Source organism: Streptomyces changchenzhani, from assembly GCF_039766235.1.
Classification (GTDB): Bacteria; Actinomycetota; Actinomycetes; order Streptomycetales; family Streptomycetaceae; genus Streptomyces.
This window is the reverse complement of sequence record NZ_JBDHNH010000002.1, coordinates 489,971-505,517: the sequence shown is the minus strand read 5'-3', so window position 1 is coordinate 505,517 and position 15,547 is coordinate 489,971. Positions and strand designations below refer to the sequence as shown.

Here is a 15,547-nt window from a genome sequence, read left to right as displayed (position 1 = left end):
TCATGAACCAGCAACTCGCGGGCTTCGCCCCGACACCGATCACGGCCCGGATGGAAAATCACGGCCGTGCGATGCTCAAGGTCGCCATGGCGACCGGCCAGGACCTTTACGCGCGCACCGGCTCGATGGTGGCGTACGAGGGCTTCATCCAGTACGAGCCCAACCCGCCCGGCGTACGCCAGGTCGCCTCCCAGTGGATCACCGGCGAAGGCGCGCCGATCATGAAGTGCGCCGGTGACGGCCTGCTCTACCTCGCCGACTACGGCGCGGACGTCGTCGTGATCAACCTCAACAATGACTCGCTGTCGGTCAACGGCACCAACCTGCTGGCATTCGACGCCCACCTCACCTGGGGCGTGGAGCGGGTCAAGGGCCTGGCCAAGTTCACCGGACAGGGCCTGTGGAACGTCCAGATCGCGGGCACCGGTTGGGTCGCGGTGACCTCGCGCGGCACACCGATCGTCGTCGACTGCGGCAGCGGTGAGGACGAGACCTATGTCGACCCGGACGCCCTCGTCGCCTGGTCGCCGAACCTCAAGGTGAAGGGGAAGCGCAGTTTCAAGGCCTCCTCCCTGATCGGCCGAGGGAGCGGTGAGGCGTACCAGATGGCCTTTTCCGGCCAGGGCATGGTCGTCGTACAGCCGAGTGAGGACAGCACCGACCGCCTGCGGGTCCGGGGCTGAGGGGGAGCGGGAACACACCATGCAGAGTCCACTTTTCAGCCACACGGAACAGCAGTCCCAGGACCGGTACACCGTGCAGAATCCGCAGCTTCTGCGGGTCTCGCTCACCGGTCAGGACGACGTCCTCGCCCGCAAGGGTTCCATGGTCGCGTACCAGGGACTGATGGACTTCGACGGCGAGTACCAGTCGAACAACCAGCGCAGCGCCCGCGCCCGCACGGGTGAGGGCCTCGACCTGATGCGCTGCTCGGGTCAGGGCACCGTCTACTTCGCCAACCTCGCGCAGTACGTCCACGTGGTGGACGTCGACCGCGACGGCATGACGGTGGACAGCAGCTATGTCCTCGCCCTGGACTCCACGCTGCACACCGAAGTCATCGCCGTGGACAGCCAGTACGGCATCTCCGGCTCGGGCAAGTACCAGCTGAACATCTCGGGGCAGGGCAAGGTCGCGCTGATGACCTCGGGCCAGCCGCTGATGCTGCAGGTCACGCCGGACAAGTACGTCAACGCCGACGCCGACGCGATCGTCGCCTGGTCCAGCTCGCTGCGGGTACAGATGCAGGCCCAGACGCACTCCTCGGGGATCCGGCGCCGACGTGGCAACACCGGCGAGGGCTGGGAGCTCAGCTTCCTCGGGCAGGGCTTCGCGCTCGTGCAGCCCAGCGAGGTGATGCCGCCGCAGAACGCGCAGATCGGCGAGGGCGCCGCGGCGCAGTTCGGCGTGGGCCAGCAGGGCGCGCACAGCCAGAACCAGAACAACGCCTGGAACTGACAGCCGGGCGAACAATCTGAGTGCAGATCATCATGAGTAAGGGGCAGCCTCCTGGGAGGCCGCCCCTTACTCACGATCTGCTCAAGACCCGTTCACGAGGTCGGTCGGAGCGCCGCGAGCGTGCTCTCCAGCAAGCGTACGACCGAGTCGTCGGCCACTCCCGCCACCTCGTCGTAGGTGAACCAGCGCAGGTCCAGTGACTCCTCGCTGACCGCCTCCACCGCGCCCTCGGGAGCCAGCGCGGCGTACTGCACATCCAGATGCCAGTTGCAGGGCGCCGGAATCGGGTGCCGGTCCAGCCGCACCGGGCCCACCGGCAGCAGCGTCAGCCCGGCGATCCCAGACTCCTCGGTGGCCTCGCGCAGTGCGGCCACCGCGAGCGTCGGGTCGCCCGGCTCGCAGTGCCCGCCCATCTGCAGCCACATCCGCAGCTTCCTGTGCAGCGTCAGCAGGACACGCCCGCGCGACGGGTCGACGACCAGCGCGCTCGCCGTGATGTGCCCGGCCCCGCAGGCCTTCCACATCCCGTCCGGATGCGCCGCCAAGTGATCCAGATAGGTCTGGCGCAGCTGCTCTTGACCCTGCTCCCGGCCCTCGTAACCCTTCAGCACGAGGACCGCATCGTCGTACAGAATCATTTGTCGGTGTTGCCCTCTTCTTCGGTCGTGCCGGCTGTGTCGCCCGGCTTGGCGTCGCTCGGCCCGTGGCCGCCCGCGGGGGCTCCGCCGTCCTTCTTCAGAGTCGGCTTGCCGCCGCCGCCGGCCGCCTCGCCGAGCATCTTGTCGAGCTCGGAGAAGTCCAGCTGCTCGCGGTGCACGAACCCGTCCGGGTCGTCCAGGTCCTCCGCTGTCGGCAGCATGTCCGGGTGCTCCCACAGCGCGTCGCGTCCATCGAGGCCGCGCGCATCGGTGAGCGAGGCCCACAGTCGCGAGGCATCCCGCAGCCGGCGCGGCCGCAGCTGAAGGCCGATGAGCGTCGCGAAGGTCTGCTCGGCGGGGCCACCGGACGCCCGGCGCCTGCGCAGCGTCTCGCGCAGCGCGTCCGCCGAGGTGAGCCGGGGCTTGGCGGCCTCGTGCACCACCGCGTCCACCCAGCCCTCCACCAGCGCCAGGGCCGTCTCCAGACGGGCCAGCGCCGCCTTCTGCGCCGGGGTGTCCTCCGGCTGGAACATGCCCTGCTGGAGCGCCTCCTGCAGCTGCTCCGGGTGCTGCGGATCGAGCCGGCCGACGACGTCCTCAAGCTTCGAGGTGTCGACCGTGATCCCGCGTGCGTAACCCTCGACCGCGCCGAACAGGTGCGAGCGCAGCCACGGCACATGTGCGAAGAGACGCTGGTGGGCGGCCTCGCGCAGGGCGAGATACAGCCGCACTTCGTCCTTGCCGACACCGAGGTCCTTGCCGAACGCCTCGATGTTCACCGGGAGCAGCGCGGCCTTGCCCGCCGGGCCGAGCGGCAGCCCGATGTCGGTCGACCCGACCACCTCGCCCGCCAGCACACCCACGGCCTGCCCGATCTGCTGGCCGAACATCGCCCCGCCCATGGAGCGCATCATCCCGAGCAGCGGGCCAGCCATGGCCTGCATCTCCTCGGGCAGTACGTCGCCCATCGCAGCGCCGACGCGCTCGGCGACCGGGTCCACCAACTGCTTCCACGCGGGCAGGGTCGCCTCGACCCACTCGGCGCGGCTCCACGCCACCGACGTGCTCGCGCCGGACAGCAGGGACGTCACACCGTCGAGCCACAGGTCGGCCAGCCGCAGGGCCTCCTCGACGGCGGACCGCTCGCCGGGGCTCACGCTGGCGTCCTTGGTGCCGTCGGCGGTGCCCTGCGCGACGGTCTGGCGTGCGATGTCCTTGGCCATGTCCCAGTTCACGGGACCGCCCTCGTAGCTCAGCATCTGGCCCAGCTGCTGGAATGCCGCACCGAGATCGTTCGGGTTCAGCGAGCCGAACATCGCCGCGAACGGGTTGTCGCCGCCCGCGCCGCCTGCCAGCGAGCCGAAGGGATCCGCTGGATTCCGGCCACCCTCGCCACTGCCCTCGCTGCCCTTCTTCTTGCCATCGTCGCCGTCCTCCGGCGGAAGGCCGAATCCGAATGGGGAGTCACTCACGGGTTTCCTCGGCTCATTGGGCCGCCGGCTCCGGCCGACGGCGACTGCCCGACATCACCACCCAGCGTAGACACCGGAGCCTGTGATGTGGGCTCGATGCTCCGCCGACGCATGGCCTGCGGCAGGATGGACGCCACCTGGTACGTACGCGCTACCGCGTGTACGTACTGAAGACAACCGCTGGAGACGCCCCGTGAGTTCCCCAGATCGTCAGGTTCGCGCAGCGCGAAACCGCTCAACCCCGGCTGCCCGCGGTCCCGTGGTCGCGGTCACGGGTGCCGCTTCGGGCATCGGAGCGTTGCTCACCCGGCGGCTGGCCGCGTTGGAAGAGGTCAAGCAGGTCATCGCCATCGACGAGCGCCGGGGCGAGGTGACCGAGGCGCAGTGGCACATCCTGGATGTGCGCGACCCGGCCATCGCGGAGAAGCTGCGCGGCGCCGATGTCGTCGTGCACCTCGCGCTCGATCTCGACCTGGAATCCGACCCGGCCGCCCGTACGGCCTACAACGTGCGGGGCACCCAGACGGTGCTCACCGCCGCGGCCGCCGCCGGTGTCCACCGTGTCGTGCTGTGCACGTCAGCGATGGTCTACGGCGCCCTGCCCGACAACGACGTCCCGCTCTCCGAGGACGCCGAACTGCGCGCCACCGCGGAGGCCACCGGCGTGGGCGATCTCCTGGAGATCGAGCGCCTCGGCCGCCGCGCGCCCCGCGCGCACCCCGGTCTGAACGTCACAGTGGTGAGGCCCGCCGTCCTGGTGGGCGGCACCGACACGGCCCTCACCCGCTACTTCGAGTCGCCCCGCCTGCTCGTCGTCGCGAAATCTCGCCCCACCTGGCAGTTCTGCCACGTCGACGACCTGGTCAGCGCCCTGGAGTACGCCGCTCTGGAGAAGGTCGACGGCGAGCTCGCGGTCGGCTGTGACGGCTGGCTGGAGCAGGAGGAGGTCGAGGAGCTCAGCGGCATCCGCCGCATGGAGCTGCCGTCCGCAGTCGCCCTTGGTGCCGCGGCCCGGCTGCACCGGATCGGCCTCACGCCCTCTCCTGCGGGCGATCTGGCGTACACGATGTACCCCTGGGTGGTGAGCGTCAGCAGGCTCCACGAAGCGGGCTGGCGGCCCCGGTGGACCAATGAGGAGGTCCTCACCGAGCTGCTGGAGGAGGTCGCGGGACGGCACACCCTCGCGGGCCGCCGACTGGGCCGCAAGGACGCCACCGCGGCGGGCGCCGCGGGCGCCACGGTCGCTCTGTTGGGTACGGCGGCCCTGGTGCGCCGCGCCCGCAAGGCACGGCGCCGCATCTAGGACCCGGTCGAGGGCACGCCGTATCCAGGAACCCCGCAGCCGTGTCCTGGGCCCTCCTGCCGCATGTAGGACCCTCCATACGGGGGGCACGTACGGCCGGTCGAAAGCGCTATTCCGTATTGTCGGCGCGGTACGGCACGATGGGCGCCATGGCAGGCACCACAGGTACCCAGTCCCACCCGGGCGAGCAGGCGGCTCAGGACCCCATCCGGCTGCTGGCGGTCCGCGAGACCCCGCTGTCCGTCGACGAGATCTTCAGGGCGGTGGGGGACGAGGCCGCGGGCGGTACCGCGCTCTTCGTCGGCACCGTGCGTAACCACGACTCCGGCGCCGATGTCGACAAGCTCGGCTATTCCTGCCATCCCACGGCGGAGGCGGAGATGCGCCGGGTGGCCGAGAAGGTCGTCGCGGACTTCCCGGTGCGGGCGCTGGCCGCCGTCCACCGTGTGGGCGATCTGGCGGTGGGGGATCTCGCGGTGGTCGTCGCGGTGTCCTGCCCGCACCGCGGTGAGGCGTTCGAGGCGTGCCGGCAGCTGATCGACGACCTCAAGCACGAGGTGCCGATCTGGAAGCACCAGACGTTCTCGGACGGTACCGATGAGTGGGTCGGCGCGTAGCGGCGTCATCCGGGGGTGGTGGTCGGGCGACGGGAGGGCGGGTCGGCGCGTAGCGCGTCGTTGAGGGCGGGGCCCGTTGAAGCGACGGTTGGGGTCCGCTGAAACCCGGTGACCACCCATGCGCCCCGATTTGCGTAACCCGACCCCTGCCGCGAGCGTTGGAGCAGCGGATGGTTAATCTGCTGATCGGTCGGTTTTTGCTGATCGGTCGGTTGCGGTCGCTCTTGGGGTCGGGAGGTCGGGATGGCAGCACTCGCGTGGTTGCTGATTCCGCTTTTCGCTGCCGTCGGTGCTGCGATATGGGGCAGTTGGGCAGCGCGTAATCGCACCACCGGCGATATCTCCGAGCTTGCCGGTTACACCCGGTTCCGTGAGGCGATGGAGAAATCCCACTCCGGTTCCGATGTTCTCTGACGCGGCCCCCGCCGTACGGCCGACGCCCTGCGCCCCGTACGGACCGGCCCCAGCGGTGTAGTGACAGACCCGTCCCGTACTGTCGTTCCATGCCACGCCGCACTGCGACGATGCTCGCCTCCACGCTCATCCTGATCGCGCTCCTGTGCGTGGGGGTATTCATCAAAGTCCCCTACTCGGAGATGTCGCCCGGCCCCACGGTGAACACGCTCGGAGACGCGGGCGGAGAGCCCGTGCTGCGGATCTCCGGCCGTAAGACATATGCGACGACCGGTCATCTCAATATGACGACGGTCAGGGTCACCGGCGCCGACTACAGAATGAATCTCGTCGAGGCGGTCTACGGCTGGCTGGCGCACGACAGTGTCGTGGTGCCGCACAACACGCTCTATCCCGACGGCAAGACCGAAGAGCAGTCCACTCAGGAGAACGCCGAGGAATTCAGCCAGTCCCAGGAGAGCGCCAAAGCGGCGGCCCTGCGGGAGCTGGGCATCCCGGTGCAGACCCGCGTAGTGGTCTCCACCGTCCTGAAGGACACTCCGGCCGAGGGCAAGCTGCACGCGGGCGATGTCATCAAGTCGGTGGACGGTGCGGCCATCAAGGATCCCCAGGACGTCGCCAAGCTCGTCACCAAGCACAAGCCCGGCGAGAAAGTCGTCTTCACGATCGTCCCTGCCAAGGAGGCCGCCGCCGCCGAGAAGGCCGGCAAGCAGCCCGCGGGCAGCGAAGACATCACCATCTCCACGGAGAAGGCACCCGACGAAGACCGTGCGATCGTCGGCATCAAGGCCGGCCCCGACCACGCGTTCCCGTTCACCATCGACATCAAGCTGGCGGACGTGGGCGGCCCGAGCGCCGGCCTGATGTTCTCGCTCGGCATCGTCGACAAGCTCACGCCCAAGGATCTGACCGGCGGAAAGTTCGTCGCGGGCACCGGCACGATCGACGAGGCGGGCAAGGTCGGCCCGATCGGTGGTATCGAGATGAAGACCGTCGGCGCACGACAGGCCGGCGCCGAGTACTTCCTGACGCCCGACGAGAACTGCGCCTCGGCCGCGGCGGACATTCCCGAGGGCCTCACGCTGGTGAAGGTCAAGACGATCGACGACGCGAAGAAGTCGCTGGAGAAGATCGGCAAGGAGGACACGGCTGGCCTGCCGCAGTGCACGACGGGTTGATCGGCCATGTCCCCGATGAAGCAGCAGCCCCCGATGAAGCCGTGTCCCCCGACGAACCCGGGAGCGCCGGAGAGCCGGCGGAGTTACGCCTCGAAGGTGGCGGCCAGGGCCTCGGCGAGACCCGGGACCAGGGTGGAGCCGGTGAGGACCTCGGTGGCGGAGTCCTTCTCGCGCAGCCGCAGCGCCGACTCGCGTGCCCCGTCACGCAGCACGGCGACGGTCATCCGGACCTCCTGGCGGTCGGGGTGCTCGGCCACCCACTTGGCCAGCTGGGACTCGTTCAGCCCCTGGGGCACGGCGGTCTCCGCGGACGGCGGCAGCATCAGCCGCTCCACCGTCAGCGCGCAGCCGACCACCGCGTCGGGCCAGGCGACCGTGCCGAGGAACTCGTCGAGCGGGGTCGTCGCGGGAATCTCGTCCTGCTCGACGGGGGTGAGGGTGGCCGTCGACTCGCTGTCGTCGAGGCCGAGCTGGGCCGCGAGGCCCGGCTCCTGGGCGCGCAGCCGGGCCGTGTCGACCAGGGCGAAGAGCCTGGCCGGCTGGTCCCAGCCGAGCCCGGCGGAGTAGTCGTCGATTTCGAGTACGGCGCGGGTGAGGGGGCTCGCGGCCATCGGAGTACCGGAGGCGGAGGGGGAAACATTGGACATGCCCAACATCCTGCCTCCTTCGGCCCCCAAAACGGGAACTGAGTAAAGCTTCAGTAAGTTGCATGAGTGGGCTCTACGATCGCGGAGCCCTGATACCACAACAGCGAACTTCGAGGTGCGCACCTTGGCTTTCCAGATGCCGGACCGCGGCGGAGGCCCGACAGGGCCACGGATGAGAGTCGGCCGACCGTCCAGGCGTGTCCGGACCCTGCTCATGACACTGGGGGTACTGGCCGTCCTGGCCATGGCCTTTGTCATGTTCGCCGGGTTCTGGACGGACTGGCTCTGGTACCGCTCGGTCAAATATTCATCTGTCTTCACCACCACCCTGTGGACCAAGATCGGGCTGTTCGCCGTCTTCGGCCTGCTGATGGCCGCGGCCGTGGGGGTGAACATCTGGCTCGCGCACCGGCTCCGGCCGCCGCTCAGCGCCATGTCGCTGGAGCAGCAGAACCTCGACCGCTACCGGATGGGTATTGCCCCGTACAAGAAGTGGGTGCTCCTGGGGATCACCGCACTGGTCGGGCTGATCGCCGGAGCCTCTGCCTCCGGGCAGTGGCGCACCTGGCTCATGTGGGTGAACGGGGTTCCCTTCGGTCAGAAGGACCCGCAGTTCAAGATGGACGTGTCGTTCTACGCGTTCGACCTTCCCTGGTACCGCTTCCTGCTGGGCTTCGGCTTCGCGGCCGCGGTGCTCTCGCTGATCGCCGCCGCCCTGGTGCACTATCTGTACGGTGGCCTGCGCATCACGAGCCCCGGCGCGCGTGCGACGGCCGCGGCCACCGGCCATCTGTCGGTGCTGCTCGGCATCTTCGTCTCGCTCAAGGCCGTGGCGTACTGGCTCGACCGGTACGGCCTGGCGGTGAAGTCCAGTGACTTCAAGGCCACCGGCAACTGGGCGGGACTGCGTTATGTCGACGCGAACGCCTACCTCCCGGCGAAGACGATCCTCTTCTGCATCGCCGCGATCTGTGCCGTGCTGTTCTTCGCCACGCTGTGGCGCCGCACCTGGCAGCTCCCGGTCATCGGCTTCGGCTTGATGGTGCTCTCGGCGATCCTCATCGGCGGGCTCTACCCGGCGATCGTGCAGAAGTTCCAGGTCCAGCCGAACGAGCAGGCCAAGGAAGCGCCGTACATCAAGAAGAACATCGACGCGACGCGCAAGGCGTACGACATCGATGACGCCCAGGTCGACGACTATCGCGGCGTCGGCGAGGGCCAGGACAACGCGAAGCTGCGCGACGACGCCGATTCGGCGGCCAGTTACCGGCTGATCGACCCGAATGTCGTGCCGCCGACCTTCGACCAGCTCCAGCAGGAGCGCAAGTACTACCAGTTCCCCTCGACGCTGGACGTGGACCGTTACAACGGCCAGGACACCGTCGTCGGTCTGCGCGAGCTCGACCTCAGGGGTATCGACAAGCGCAACTGGATCAACGACCACTTCACCTACACCCACGGTTACGGCATGGTCGCGGCCAAGGGCACGGCCGTGAAGCCGGACACCGAGGGCGCACCGGACTTCACCGAGTCCGGCCTGCCCGCCAAGGGTTCGCTCCCCAATTACGAGCAGCGGATCTACTACGGCGAGAAGACCGATCAGTACTCGATCGTCGGTGGCCCGCAGAAGGAGCTCGACTACGAGAAGAACGGCGAGCCCACCACGACCACCAGCTACAAGGGCAAGAGCGGGGTCAGCCTGTCGAACCCGCTGAACCGCGCCGCGTACGCGGTGGCGTTCAGCGAGCCGCAGATGCTCTACTCGGGTGCCATCGGTGAGGGCTCGCGGATTCTGTACAACCGCACGCCCAAGGAGCGCGTCGAGGCGGTCGCGCCCTGGCTGTCCCTCGACGGCGACGCCTATCCGGCGGTGGTCGGCGGTCGCGTCCAGTGGATCGTCGACGCGTACACCACCACCAACGGCTACCCCTACGCGTCGCGTACGACGCTGGGGGACACCACGGCGGACTCGCTCTCGCAGACGGACGACCAGCGCGCGGTGGTCGCCCAGCAGAACCAGGTCAACTACATCCGCAACTCGGTGAAGGCCACCGTCGACGCGTACGACGGCTCGGTCAAGCTGTACCAGTGGGACACCGAGGACCCGGTGCTCAAGACCTGGATGAAGGCATTCCCCGGGACGGTGCAGCCCAAGGGCGACATCGAAGCGGGTCTGATGTCCCATCTGCGTTACCCGCAGGACCTGTTCAAGGTCCAGCGTGAGCTGCTGACCCGCTACCACGTCACCAACCCGTCGCAGTTCTACAGCGGCAGTGACGCGTGGCAGGTGCCGGACGACCCGACGACCGGTGACAAGAGCTCGGTCCCGCCGTACTACCTGAGCCTGAAGATGCCCACGGTCAAGGGCGCGGAGGTCGATCCGAACGCGAAACGGAAGTTCTCGCTGACGACGACCTTCACACCCAACGGACGTCCGAACCTCGGGGCGTTCATGGCGGTGGACGCCGACGCCTCCAGCAAGGACTACGGGACCATAAGGCTTCTGAGAGTCACCGGCGACGTGCCGGGTCCGCAACAGGTGCAGAACCGGCTCAACAGCAATAGTGAAGTCGCCGAGTTCGTCAGGAACATGAAGGGCGCCAACTCGGACATCGAGTACGGCAACCTGCTGACGATCCCGCTCAACGACGGCTTCCTGTACGTCGAACCGGTCTACGCCCAGGGCAACAACGCCTATCCGCTCCTGAAGAAGGTCGCCGTCTCGTACGGCAAGGAGACCGTCTTCAAGGACAACCTGGCGGAAGCGCTCACGGCGGTCTTCGGCGAGGAGGGCGCGCCACCGCCGCCGGCGGACGACGGCGATCCCAGCAAGCCGAAGCCACCGGCCGGTGACGGGACCCTTCAGCAGGCCATCGAGGACGCCCAGAAGGCGTACACCGACGGCGAAGAGGCCCTGAAGAAGCAGGACTGGGTCGCCTACGGCAAGGCGCAGGAGAACCTTCAGGACGCGCTCCAGCGGGCAGCCGACGCCGAGGCGAAGGCCAAGCCGGCCGGAGGCGCCGAGCCGGCCGGGAAGGGCGACCCGAAGGGCGACTGAGCTGGGAGCATCCCGCGTCGTGCTAGTCTTTGGACACAACGACGCGGGGTGGAGCAGCTCGGTAGCTCGCTGGGCTCATAACCCAGAGGTCGCAGGTTCAAATCCTGTCCCCGCTACTGAAGAAGAAGATGAGGGCCCGGATCTCGAAAGAGATCCGGGCCCTCGTTGTGTGTCATCCGTGTCCGTCATGTACCCAGGTGTCCATACGAACCACCGTTCTGGTGGGCGGAGTTGGCGCCAAAGCGTTTGGAGAGTCTCTCTGTGGGCATGTCGACAAAACGCTGAAGTGACCTCACTGGCTGCGGTATACCAGGTGTACGCGGGTTGCGGGTGGTGCGACGATGGATTTTATGGGGGACAGGGCAACTCTGTTGGAGACAGGGCGGTTTGTGCAGCGACATCAAGAGAACGCTGTGGACACCGCGGACACCGCCGAGGCCGAGTCCGAGGCACGGTACCGGCAAGCCGCCGAGCGCGGCGACACCGAGTCCCTGAGCGTGCTCGGATCCCTCCTGCTGCGCCGCGGTGACCTCGACGCGGCCGAACCCCATCTGCGGGCCGCGACGGCCGACGGCGACCGCGCCGCCGCCAACAATCTGGGTGTCCTTCTCCACCAGCGCGGGTACGCCGACGAGGCGGCCGGCTGGTGGCGCATCGCCGCGGTGGCGGGTTCCGCGGCCGCCGCGCACGCCCTCGGCCGTCACTACCGCGAGCGCGGCGACGAGCCCGCCGCCGAGTACTGGCTGCGCCAGTCCGCCGAGCAGGGTCACGCGCTGGGGGCGTACGCCCTCGCCGACCTGCTTGAGCACCGCAGCGACGTCGGCGCCGAGCGCTGGCTGCGCGCCGCCGCCGAGCAGGGTCACCGCGAGGCGGCGTACCGCCTCGCCCGCACCCTCGACCGCCGGGCCGCCGCGGAGGCGCACGCCGGGGCATCCGCCTCCGGCGCCCCGCGTGACCCCGGCGTGCGCGCCGGGCGCCGGACGGGCCGTCAGGCGGGCGGTACGGGCACGGGGACCGGCACCGGCACAGGCGCCAGCGCCGGCGGAGGCCGCACCACCGGCACCGGCCGCAGCACCAAAACAGGCACCGGGGTCAGCACCGGCACCGGCCGCGTCACCCGCACTGGACGCACCGGCCGCACCGTCGCCGAGCCCGATGCGGCCGTCGAGGCCGAGCAGTGGTACCGCCAGGCCGCCGCCCGGGGGCACCGCCGCGCCGCCCTGCACCTCGGGGCGATCCTGGAGGAGCGCGGTGAGCTCAGGGAGGCCGGCCGCTGGTACCTGACCTCCGCCAAGGACGGCGAGGCCCGCGCCGCCTGCGCCCTGGGCTTCCTGCTGCGCGACGCGGGCGACGAGGAGAGCGCCGCAGTCTGGTGGCTGCGCGCTGCCCAGGACGGCGACGGCAACGCGGCCAACGCGCTGGGCGCCCTGCACGCCGCTCGCGGCGAGCAGCAGACGGCCGAGCGCTGGTACCGCGCCGCGCTGGACGCCGGTGACGTCAACGGCGCGTACAACCTGGGCCTGCTGTGCGCCGCGCAGGGCCGCACCGCGCAGGCCGACCAGTGGTACCGCCGCGCCGCCTACGCGGGCCACCGCGAGGCCGCCAACGCGCTCGCCGTCCTGCTGCTCCAGGGCGGCGACGCGGCCGGTGCCGAGCCCTGGTTCTCCAAGGCCGCCGAGGCGGGCAGCGTCGACGCCGCGTTCAACCTCGGCATCCTCCACGCGGGCCGCGACGACGACAGCACGGCCTTCGTCTGGTACGAGCGCGCCGCCGCCGCCGGGCACACGGAGGCCGCGCTCCAGGTCGGCATCGCCCTGCTCAGGGACGGTGAGGAGCAGGACGCCGAGCGGCATCTGCGGTGCGCCGCGGGCAGCGGCAGCGCCGAGGCGGCCTTCCGTCTCGCCACGCTGCTCGACTCCCGCCAGCCCCCCGCCGGGCCGCCCGCGCTCGGTGAGGTGCTGGACGAGAAGACGGAGTGCGAGGAGTGGTACGAGCGCGCCGCCGAGCAGAAGCACCGCCGCGCCCAGGTGCGGGTCGGCATGCTCGCGGCCCGGCGCGGCGACCTGGAGGCGGCCGCGCGCTGGTACCGCGAGGCCGCCGAGGCGGGCAGCCGCAACGGCGCGTTCAACCTCGGGCTGCTGCTGGCCCGCGAGGGAAGCGAGCCGGAGGCCGCCCTGTGGTGGTCCCGCGCCGCCAAGGCCGGGCATGGCCGCGCCGCGCTGCGGCTCGCGCTGCTCGCCGCCCGCCGCGGCGAGCTCGACGAGGGCCAGCGGTGGTGCGCGCGGGCCGTGGAGCTCGGCCCCGCCGAGGTCACCGAGCGGGCCGCGCGACTGCGCGAGGCGCTGCACCAGGAGCTCACGGCGTAGCAGCGCGCCTTCCACCAGGAGACGGTCGGGAACCAGGAGACGGTCGGGAACAGCCAGGTCGTAGCCCTGTCGGGGCCGCGCCGAAAGGGATTTGCACTGGCCGACACCGCCACGTAGAGTCTGGTTTACCGACGCGGGGTGGAGCAGCTCGGTAGCTCGCTGGGCTCATAACCCAGAGGTCGCAGGTTCAAATCCTGTCCCCGCTACTGAAGAAGAAACGAAGGCCCGGGACTCGTAAGAGTCCCGGGCCTTCGTCGTACGCCGTGGTCGTACGGCGGCATGGCTGACCGGCCCGACGGACACTCGTCGGGCCGGCTTGCTGTCAGGTGTCAGGCCGAGGCGCAGTTCGGGCAGACGCCGCGGTACGTCATCTCGACGTCCGAGACCGTGAAGCCGAAGCGCTCGGTGTCCGGCAGGTCCGCGAGCGGATTGCCCGAAGGGTGTACGTCACGGATGGCGCCGCAGCGCGCGCACACCAGGTGCTGGTGCGGGTGGTGGGCGTTCGGGTCGTAGCGCTTGGCGCGGCGGTCCGTGGAGACTTCGAGCACCTCGCCCAGGGAAACCATCTCGCCCAGCGTGTTGTACACCGTCGCCCGGGAGATCTCGGGCAGCTTGGCCACAGCGCGTGCGTGCACCTCGTCGGCCGTCAGGTGGACGTGGTCCCCGTCCAGGACTTCGGCCACGACACGCCGCTGGGCAGTCATGCGCCAGCCGCGTCCGCGCAGGCGTTCCAACAGGTCACTCATGGGAACCAGCCTAACAGTGGAGGGACCAGGTCCCGAACGGGTGTGACTTTGGATGTTTGCTTGACTTAGACAGAGTCCATCGTAGGATCGAGATCGGCAAACGCCAAGGGAACAGGACTTGCAGGTATGACGCAGGAGGCGCACGTGACGCAGGGACCGCTTACGACGGAGGCCGGTGCGCCGGTAGCCGACAACCAGAACAGTGAGACCGCTGGCGCCGGCGGTCCGGTCCTGGTTCAGGACCAGGCGCTGCTGGAGAAGCTGGCGCACTTCAACCGCGAGCGCATCCCGGAGCGCATCGTGCACGCGCGCGGCGCCGGTGCGTACGGCACCTTCACGCTGACCCGCGACGTCTCGCAGTGGACGCGTGCGAATTTCCTCGCCGAGGTCGGCAAGCAGACCGAGACCTTCCTGCGCTTCTCGACCGTGGCGGGCAACCTCGGTTCGGCGGACGCGGTGCGTGACCCTCGCGGCTTCGCGCTGAAGTTCTATACCGAAGAGGGCAACTACGACCTCGTCGGCAACAACACCCCGGTGTTCTTCATCAAGGACGCCATCAAATTCCCCGACTTCATCCACACCCAGAAGCGCGACCCGTACACCGGCTCGCAGGAGGCGGACAACGTCTGGGACTTCTGGGGTCTGTCGCCCGAGTCGACGCACCAGGTGACCTGGCTCTTCGGTGACCGCGGCATCCCCGCGACCCTGCGCCACATGAACGGGTACGGCTCGCACACGTACCAGTGGAACAACGAGGCCGGCGAGGTCTTCTGGGTCAAGTACCACTTCAAGACCGACCAGGGCATCAAGAACCTCACCTCCGAGGACGCCGGCCGGCTCGCCGGCACGGACCCGGACAGCCACCAGCGCGACCTGCGCGAGTCGATCGAGCGCGGCGACTTCCCGTCCTGGACGGTGCAGGTGCAGATCATGCCGGCGGCCGACGCGGCGTCGTACCGCTTCAACCCGTTCGACCTGACCAAGGTCTGGCCGCACGAGGACTACCCGCCGGTCGAGATCGGCAAGCTGGAGCTCAACCGCAACCCGGAGAACATCTTCGCCGAGGTCGAGCAGTCGATCTTCAGCCCCGCGCACTTCGTGCCGGGCATCGGCCCGTCCCCGGACAAGATGCTCCAGGGCCGTCTCTTCGCGTACGGCGACGCCCACCGCTACCGCGTCGGCATCAACGCCGACCATCTGCCGGTGAACCGTCCGCACGCCACCGAGGCGCGCACCAACAGCCGTGACGGTTTCCTGTACGACGGCCGCCACGCGGGCTCCAAGAACTACGAGCCCAACAGCTTCGGCGGTCCGTTCCAGACGGACAAGCCGATGTGGCAGCCCGCCCCGGTCACCGGCACCACCGGCAACCACGAGGCTCCCAGCCACGCCGAGGACAACGACTTCGTCCAGGCGGGCAACCTCTACCGGATGCTGTCGGAGGACGAGAAGGGCCGTCTGATCGACAACCTCGCGGGCTTCATCTCCCAGGTGTCGCGCGACGACATCGCGGAGCGCGCGGTCAACAACTTCCGTCAGGCCGACGGTGACTTCGGCAAGCGGCTGGACACCGCGGTCCAGGCCCTGCGCGGCTAGTTCGGACCGTTTGTCGTAGGCAGAGGGCCGGGTTCCCCCAGGGGAGCCCGGCCC

13 protein-coding genes and 2 tRNA genes are annotated in these 15,547 nt (G+C 69.3%); 11 read left to right on the top strand and 4 right to left on the bottom strand.

Features of this window, described 5'->3' with window-relative positions; translation table 11 throughout:
- The first annotated feature begins 2 nt into the window (after positions 1 to 2).
- Together ABCR94_RS10515 and ABCR94_RS10510 are read left to right on the top strand one after the other, a co-directional pair.
- On the top strand, positions 3 to 683 hold the full coding sequence (locus ABCR94_RS10515; protein WP_347118937.1) for an AIM24 family protein: 681 nt from the start codon (positions 3 to 5) through the stop codon (positions 681 to 683).
- 19 nt (positions 684 to 702) lie between these two features.
- Positions 703 to 1,458, top strand: a complete 756-nt coding sequence (locus ABCR94_RS10510; protein ID WP_347118936.1) for an AIM24 family protein — start codon at positions 703 to 705, stop codon at positions 1,456 to 1,458.
- Positions 1,459 to 1,550: 92 nt separating this feature from the next.
- Here the strand turns inward: ABCR94_RS10510 and ABCR94_RS10505 are convergent, their stop codons facing one another.
- Entirely contained in the window at positions 1,551 to 2,096 is a 546-nt protein-coding gene (locus ABCR94_RS10505) for an NUDIX hydrolase (RefSeq protein ID WP_347118935.1), read from the bottom strand.
- Positions 2,093 to 3,568 (bottom strand): zinc-dependent metalloprotease, encoded by a 1,476-nt coding sequence (locus ABCR94_RS10500; protein WP_347118934.1) that lies wholly within the window; start codon positions 3,566 to 3,568, stop codon positions 2,093 to 2,095. The genes ABCR94_RS10505 and ABCR94_RS10500 overlap by 4 nt, the downstream gene beginning before the upstream one ends.
- Positions 3,569 to 3,761: 193 nt before the next feature.
- Between ABCR94_RS10500 and ABCR94_RS10495 the strand changes: the two genes are divergently transcribed.
- From ABCR94_RS10495 to ABCR94_RS10480, 4 genes are all read left to right on the top strand, one after another.
- Entirely contained in the window at positions 3,762 to 4,871 is a 1,110-nt protein-coding gene (locus ABCR94_RS10495; protein WP_347118933.1) for an SDR family oxidoreductase, read from the top strand.
- 149 nt (positions 4,872 to 5,020) lie between these two features.
- The gene (locus ABCR94_RS10490; RefSeq protein ID WP_347118932.1) at positions 5,021 to 5,488 is read left to right on the top strand and encodes a molybdenum cofactor biosynthesis protein MoaE; all 468 of its coding nucleotides are present in this window, start codon (positions 5,021 to 5,023) and stop codon (positions 5,486 to 5,488) included.
- A gap of 243 nt (positions 5,489 to 5,731) precedes the next feature.
- Positions 5,732 to 5,902, top strand: a complete 171-nt coding sequence (locus ABCR94_RS10485) for a hypothetical protein (protein ID WP_347118931.1) — start codon at positions 5,732 to 5,734, stop codon at positions 5,900 to 5,902.
- Positions 5,903 to 5,991: 89 nt separating this feature from the next.
- The gene (locus ABCR94_RS10480; protein ID WP_347118930.1) at positions 5,992 to 7,080 is read left to right on the top strand and encodes a YlbL family protein; all 1,089 of its coding nucleotides are present in this window, start codon (positions 5,992 to 5,994) and stop codon (positions 7,078 to 7,080) included.
- Positions 7,081 to 7,163: 83 nt separating this feature from the next.
- Here ABCR94_RS10480 and ABCR94_RS10475 read toward each other — a convergent pair whose 3' ends face one another.
- On the bottom strand, positions 7,164 to 7,736 hold the full coding sequence (locus ABCR94_RS10475; RefSeq protein ID WP_347118929.1) for a PPA1309 family protein: 573 nt from the start codon (positions 7,734 to 7,736) through the stop codon (positions 7,164 to 7,166).
- A gap of 127 nt (positions 7,737 to 7,863) precedes the next feature.
- On the opposite strand from ABCR94_RS10475, the gene ABCR94_RS10470 reads away from it, so the two are divergent.
- The 4 genes from ABCR94_RS10470 to ABCR94_RS10455 all read left to right on the top strand — a co-directional run bounded on the left by ABCR94_RS10470 (position 7,864) and on the right by ABCR94_RS10455 (position 13,357).
- On the top strand, positions 7,864 to 10,785 hold the full coding sequence (locus ABCR94_RS10470; RefSeq protein ID WP_347119144.1) for a UPF0182 family membrane protein: 2,922 nt from the start codon (positions 7,864 to 7,866) through the stop codon (positions 10,783 to 10,785).
- A 42-nt stretch (positions 10,786 to 10,827) separates the two neighbouring features.
- A tRNA-Met gene (locus tag ABCR94_RS10465) sits at positions 10,828 to 10,901 on the top strand.
- 225 nt (positions 10,902 to 11,126) lie between these two features.
- Positions 11,127 to 13,151, top strand: a complete 2,025-nt coding sequence (locus ABCR94_RS10460) for a tetratricopeptide repeat protein (RefSeq protein WP_347118928.1) — start codon at positions 11,127 to 11,129, stop codon at positions 13,149 to 13,151.
- Between the two features lie 132 nt (positions 13,152 to 13,283).
- Positions 13,284 to 13,357, top strand: a tRNA-Met gene (locus ABCR94_RS10455).
- A 123-nt stretch (positions 13,358 to 13,480) separates the two neighbouring features.
- Here the strand turns inward: ABCR94_RS10455 and ABCR94_RS10450 are convergent.
- Positions 13,481 to 13,897, bottom strand: coding sequence for a Fur family transcriptional regulator (locus tag ABCR94_RS10450; RefSeq protein WP_347118927.1), 417 nt, complete (start codon positions 13,895 to 13,897; stop codon positions 13,481 to 13,483).
- A gap of 126 nt (positions 13,898 to 14,023) precedes the next feature.
- Here ABCR94_RS10450 and ABCR94_RS10445 point away from each other — a divergent pair, with 126 nt between their 5' ends.
- A complete protein-coding gene (locus ABCR94_RS10445) occupies positions 14,024 to 15,493 on the top strand; it encodes a catalase (protein ID WP_347118926.1) in 1,470 nt (489 codons plus the stop codon).
- Positions 15,494 to 15,547 lie beyond the last annotated feature (54 nt).